This window comes from Halochromatium sp. NSM3, from assembly GCF_059621085.1.
The window spans coordinates 1-5,810 of record NZ_JCAQIA010000069.1 but is presented as its reverse complement, the minus strand read 5'-3'; the positions used below and the strand labels follow the sequence as shown (position 1 = coordinate 5,810).

The window sequence follows — 5,810 nt, the reverse complement described above, 5'->3', positions numbered from 1 at the left end:
CCCCGGTCTGGGCTTGCGAGAGCGCCTCGATCAGCACCTGATGCCGACGCCGCAGTTGCAGCGCCTCGAAGGCGACACCGGCGGTGCTGCTAGCGATGTCCAAGATCGCGCGCGCGAAGGCGGCGCCGGTCTCGGTCTGCTCGCGCAGGCGCGGGCGCTGCTCGATGGCGACGAGCACCGTCGAATAGCCAACGATCGGCAACACCAGTCCGGATAATGCCGGGATCTCGGGGGATGGCCCGTTCTCAAAGCGCGCGTCCGCGAGGCTGTCGCTCAGCGCCAATGGACGCGCCTTTGCCGAGCGCAACGCCTGGTCACAGCAGGCGATCAATGCGGGATGCTCGGCGAGCTGCGTCGCGCTGACACCGGCGGCGCCTCTAATCCGCGCGCGTCTCAGCGAGGTGAAGCTGCCATCCGCCGCCTGCCTCAGCAGCAGGCAGGTATAACTCGGCAGGATGCCCTCGACCTCGGCGCAGAGCGACTCCCCAAAGGAGTCCTCATCGCCCTGTCGCTCAACCAGCTCCGAGAGCAGTCTGGCCTGCAAGGCCGCCATCGCCTGCTGACGGCTCTGGCGCTGCTTCTCCTGCTCGAGCTGCTCGAAGCTGACGCGCAGCGAGTGCGCCATGCCGATCATGGTCTCGGCCAGCTCGTCGGTCTCGCGGATCGGGGTCTTGGTCAGTTGCGGCATGGGCCGGGAGCCGGCAATCGCCGCTGGCAGCCGCTGAGTGGACTCGATCAGTTGATGCAGGGGGCGGGTCAACCAGATGCTGAGCCAGGCCGCGAGCGCGATGCCGAACAGGGCCAGGCCGAGCAAGGCCAGGAGCAGCCGCAGGAAGTATCCCTTGAGGTCGTCGATGAGCGGCGTCAGCGGCGACTCCAAGGTGAGCGACAACCAGGGCTCGACCTCGAGACTGCGCTGCTCGCGCCACTGATCGCCGATGCCCTTATGAGCGGGATCAAGCTCGCCGCGCTCGATCAGGTCGGTCTCGACGGCTTGCAGCTCGAGCACCAGATCCTTGTTCTGCCAAACGCTGAGCAATAGGGCCGGCGCCAGCAGCGACAGCACGAGGATATTGAACAAGATGCGATCGAAGGTGATCGCCCGACGCTGGCCCCAGATCAGGGCCGCCACCAGCACGATCAGACCCGCGCTCGCAGCATTGATAATGCCATTGAGGGCCTGCTTGAGCGCGACCAGCCAGGTCGTGATCCACTCCATCCCCAGGGCGAAGTGGTAAAAGAGCAACGCCAGCGGTATCCCGAGCACCAGCCAGAAGAGCGCATCGAGCGCGGCGAAGGCCGGGCGACGCCGATGTTGGCGCATCGCGCGTTGACGCAGCCCGCCGACGAACACAATCTCGACAAGGCTGATGAGCATGGCATAGGGATGCCCCCAAAGCAGCCAGGTCGTGCTGCTACCGATCGCCGCGACGAGCAGACCCGCCGGCAGGCCAAGCCAGTACATGGCCAGAAAGGCAGCGATGGAGCCAAATAGCAGGTCGAAGCCGATGAACAGCGGCAGCGTCAAGGTGTTGCCGGCCAGGGCCCACAGGCTTAGCAACACAAGCATGAGCAGGCGGATGGCGGGAGGCAGTTGCAGCAGGGATGATGAAGCGGGGGCACGAGCGAAGGGGCTCGAGGGATGTTGATGCAAGAGAACCTCGTAAGGGGTTGAATCGGCGCGCGCGGAACCTATGAACCTGCGCTGTGCTCCGTTATGATCGTGCTTAGCTGGAGAGTACCGAGATAGAGAACCATGATCCTCAGTTGCTTGGATGACGATCCGCGCATGGAAAGAACCTTGCGCCGCTTTGCCGGCTCGCTTGGTCATAAGGTGCGCTTCCAAACCACGAGTCATGCGCTGCGAAAAGATCTCGACCGGCAGGTGCCGGATATTATCGTGTTAGACCTTGGTCTGGGTACCGAAACCGGCGTCGACGTGCTTGGCTGGCTCGCCGAGCATCATCCCACGGTGCCGCTCGTGTTCCTGTCCGGACACGGCGACGAACTGCTGGATACCGCTCGGCGCATCGCCCAAGGCAATGGGCTGACCGTCTACGGTGTCGTCAACAAGGCCAACCTGGTGCGCGAACTCCCGGCGGTGCTGTCCCGACGCAGCCCACCAGAGCGCTCGGCAAAGGCCCGCGCTCCGGGTGGGGGGCCAGGCGCAGGCCCGGGTGGGGGGCAGGCTGAACTCAGTGTCGAGGAGCTGCGCGAGTACCTGCGCGCGGGGCGCATCACGCCCTACTTCCAGCCCATCCTCTCGGCGCGCACCTTGCTGCCGGTCGGCGCCGAGGTCTTAGCCCGCCTGCCGCTGCCCGAGGGCGGCGTGCTTGGCGCCGGCGCCTTCATCCCGCTCGCCGAGCGCTCCGGGCTGATCATGGAGCTGACGCGCGTGCTCAGCGAACGCCTGATCGAACTCGAGCCGCAACTCAGGCCGCTCGGGCTCGAGTTCCTCTCGGTCAACCTGTCCGCCGCCAACATCGAACGCAAGGGCGCGACCGCGATGGTCAAACGCCTGGTCGATGCCTTTGCCGGCAGCAGTCGCATCGTCATCGAACTCACCGAGACGGCGATCCTGCCCGACCTGCAACAGATGCGCGCGCTGACCACCCAACTGCGCCTCGGTGGCGCCTCGCTGGCGATCGATGATTTCGGCATCGGCTACTCGAGCATCCGCGCCCTCGCCGAACTGCCCTATGACGCGCTGAAGATCGATCTCTCCTTCGTCGCCGAGATGTTCGACTCGGAGAAATCCGCTAATCTCATCGCTTCCATGCTGCACATGGCCCACAGCCTCAACCTGCAGGTGGTCGCCGAGGGCGTCGAGACCGAGGCGCAACGCGATCGGCTCATCGCGATGGGCGTCGATCGTCTGCAAGGCTATCTGTTCGGTCGCCCCGTGCCGATCGAACAGTTCACCTCCTCCTGATGCCGTCCGGCGACGTTCATTGATGTGCTGAATAACGATGGACGAAAAACCAAGCATCATCGTCGTCGAGGATGATCAGCGCATGGGGCTCGCGCTCCAGCGTAACCTGACCAAGGCGGGCTATCAGGTCAGCCTCGCCGATAGCAGTCAAGCACTGCGCCAGGCCTACCGCCGCAACGAAGCCGACCTTGTGCTGCTGGATCTCAACCTGGGGGGCGAGGATGGCATCGACATCGCCCGCGAGCTGGTCTCGACAACCACGGTGGCGGTGATCATCATCACCGGACGCCTGGAACTCGAAGACCGCGTCGAGGGCCTCGACGCGGGCGCGGATGACTATATCGTCAAGCCCTTCGCGATCGAGGAACTCCTCGCGCGCATCCGCGCGGTCTTGCGCCGCCGCGCGCTCGACGATGTGCCGGCGGGGATGGTCGAGTTTGGCCCCTTTCGCTTGGACACCAACACCCAAACTCTCCATCGCAACGGCGCCTCGGCGACGGACCTCACCCTGACCGGCACCGAAGCACGCCTGCTCGGCATCCTGCTGCGCCAGCATGGCCGCGCCGTCAGTCGCGAGCGCCTGAGCAACCGTGGCCCCCAGGACCCGGGCGATCGCAGCATCGACGTGCACATCGGCAACATCCGGCGCAAGCTGCGCGAGACCGACATCGACGAGCTTGTGATCAGCCCCGTGCGCGGCTTTGGCTACCGCCTGAGGCTCGAAGGGATGGACGCCGCCGACGAAAACCCAGCGGAGTCCTGAGCCGGCCGGCCCGCTTCCCTCAACTCCGCCTGCCTACCTTACCTGCCCGCCTGCCCCCTAACCAGGCGCCTCGCGCGGCACTGGCCTGGGTTTTTTGCAAGCATTCTGTCCCGCATTTTGGCCGGCATCGCGTCGGTTATTGTTACCGTTCGCGGCCATCCCTAGGTAGCGACCTTTATAAGTCTTTACCCGGCGCTGAACCCATTTTGTATATGGTACTGAATCACCTTCAGGATTGCCTATTGCGTTAGCATTCCTAAAGCGCCCTCGATCAACACGGGACATCGCTCATGAGTCATAAGCCGACACGGATGATCCGGTTTTTTCTGGTCGCGTTATTGTGCCTATTGGCATTCCTAGGCAACACGTTTAGTCTCGCGCTGTTCTTTGGCGTTGATTTCCGGTTCGGCTCCATTGCTGCGTTGCTGGCCCTGTTTTGGCTCGGCCCGCGCGCCGGCCTGCTGGTCGCTGTGGTCGGCGGCAGCGCGACCTGGCTGCTGTTGGAGCATCCTTACGCCGCCATCGTCTTGGTGGCCGAGATTGCGTTCGTCGGCGGGCTGCGGCAGCGCGCCGCGCGCCGCGAGCAACGCATTCCCATGCTCGCCACCAGCGATGCCCTGTATTGGGTGCTGCTCGGCATTCCGCTCAGCCTGTTCTTCGATCACTTCGCCCTCGGGCTTGAGGCGACCTCGACCTGGATGCTCGCGCTCAAGGAAGCGATCAACGGCCTCCTGAATGCCGCCGTTGCCGGCTTGATCGTCTTGACGGTGGCCCTGTTCCTGAAGAGTCAACGTGGCGTTATTAGCTTCCGTCGCGTGCTGTTCAATGTCTTACTGCTCGCACTCCTGCTACCGGCGTTGCTGCTCACCATGTGGCTGAACATGGGGCTCAAGCATCGCCTGGAGACCGAGTTCGCCCAGCGCGCCAAGCTGACCGGCGCCGTGGTCGTGAACCAGCTCGCTCAGCGTGTCGATGTCGAAACGATCGACCCGCTCGAGCTTGAGGCCGCGCTCGATGCCCTGAGCCAATCGCTCTGCCGGCAGCTCTCCGTTGACTGGGGGCCGGGCTTGTCGCTCACCTTCGAGCCCTGGTCCACCTGGGCGCCTGACGCCGAAGAGGGCCGTCGCACAACCTCGGTGGAAGGACTCTTGGTGACCCTGCCCGAACCCTCCTATACGTCCCTGATCGCGCTCTGGCGCGACGCCGACTACAGCGTTCGCTTGCCTAAAGATCTGTCGCCACTCGCCCATCAGGCGCTCATCGTCAGCTTCAGCGCGGCGCCGCTGATCGATGCGCTGCAACAGCAGATCCTGCGTCTACTCTTGGCCTTGCTCAGCCTCGCGCTGTTCGGCATCACCCTCGCCGCCTGGCTCAGCAGTAGGCTGACCCACCCCTTACAGCAACTGGTGCAAGCCACGCAGCAGTTGCCGACCGCGATCGCTGGCTCGCAACCGCTGCCACGACTGACCAACAATGCGATCCGCGAGACCGACGAACTCGCCGCGACCGTCACCGACATGGCGCAATCGCTCCGTGTCAGCTTCGACCTGCTCGAGAGCGAGAAGCAGCGCCAGAGCCAACAACAGTCGATCGCGACGCTGCAAGCCACCTTGCTCTCGCGGCTGATCGAGCGCGATGAGGACGAGCCCGCCTTCGCCGATGATCTGTGCGGCGAACTCGAGCGCCTGCTGCCGACGCATACCTGCCTGCTGCTGCGGCAAGGACCGAGCGGTGAACTCAAACCGCTCGGCAGGGCCTGTGTCGCAGCGCTCGCACCCGATAACGGCACCCCGTCGCTGCTCGCCCAAGCGGCCGTCATCGCCTGCTGCAAGGACGCCCTCAAAACCGCAACCCCCTATCCGCTGCCCGCTGCGGCCAGCCTCTCGGACACGGACGCGGCTGCGGCCTCTGGTCTCGTGCTCCCGATCGTCGGGCATGCCAGCCTGCTCATCGCCATCGAACACCAGGCAACCGAACCGGACACCGCCGATGCGTGCTTTGCCCGCAAGGTTCTGGAGGTCGCGACCAGCCTCGCGGGCGTTGCCTTCGAGTCGCTGCAGCTGCGGCGTCGGCATCAGGTGCTGATCGAGGCGCTCTCGCAAGCCCAGACCGGGG

At 64.8% G+C, this 5,810-nt stretch carries 4 protein-coding genes; 3 read left to right on the top strand and 1 reads right to left on the bottom strand.

The features are described from left to right. A partial coding sequence (locus AC54T3_RS17020; RefSeq protein ID WP_496626506.1) for an ECF transporter S component occupies nucleotides 1-1,654 on the bottom strand: 1,654 nt, incomplete at its 3' end. A gap of 102 nt (nucleotides 1,655-1,756) precedes the next feature. On the opposite strand from AC54T3_RS17020, the gene AC54T3_RS17015 reads away from it, so the two are divergent. The 3 genes from AC54T3_RS17015 to AC54T3_RS17005 all read left to right on the top strand — a co-directional run. Next, on the top strand, nucleotides 1,757-2,932 hold the full coding sequence (locus AC54T3_RS17015) for an EAL domain-containing response regulator (RefSeq protein WP_496626505.1): 1,176 nt from the start codon (nucleotides 1,757-1,759) through the stop codon (nucleotides 2,930-2,932). A gap of 37 nt (nucleotides 2,933-2,969) precedes the next feature. Beyond that, nucleotides 2,970-3,695, top strand: coding sequence for a response regulator transcription factor (locus AC54T3_RS17010; protein WP_496626504.1), 726 nt, complete (start codon nucleotides 2,970-2,972; stop codon nucleotides 3,693-3,695). A 290-nt stretch (nucleotides 3,696-3,985) separates the two neighbouring features. After that, nucleotides 3,986-5,810: ECF transporter S component (locus AC54T3_RS17005; RefSeq protein WP_496626503.1), on the top strand; the 1,825-nt coding region annotated here is incomplete at its 3' end.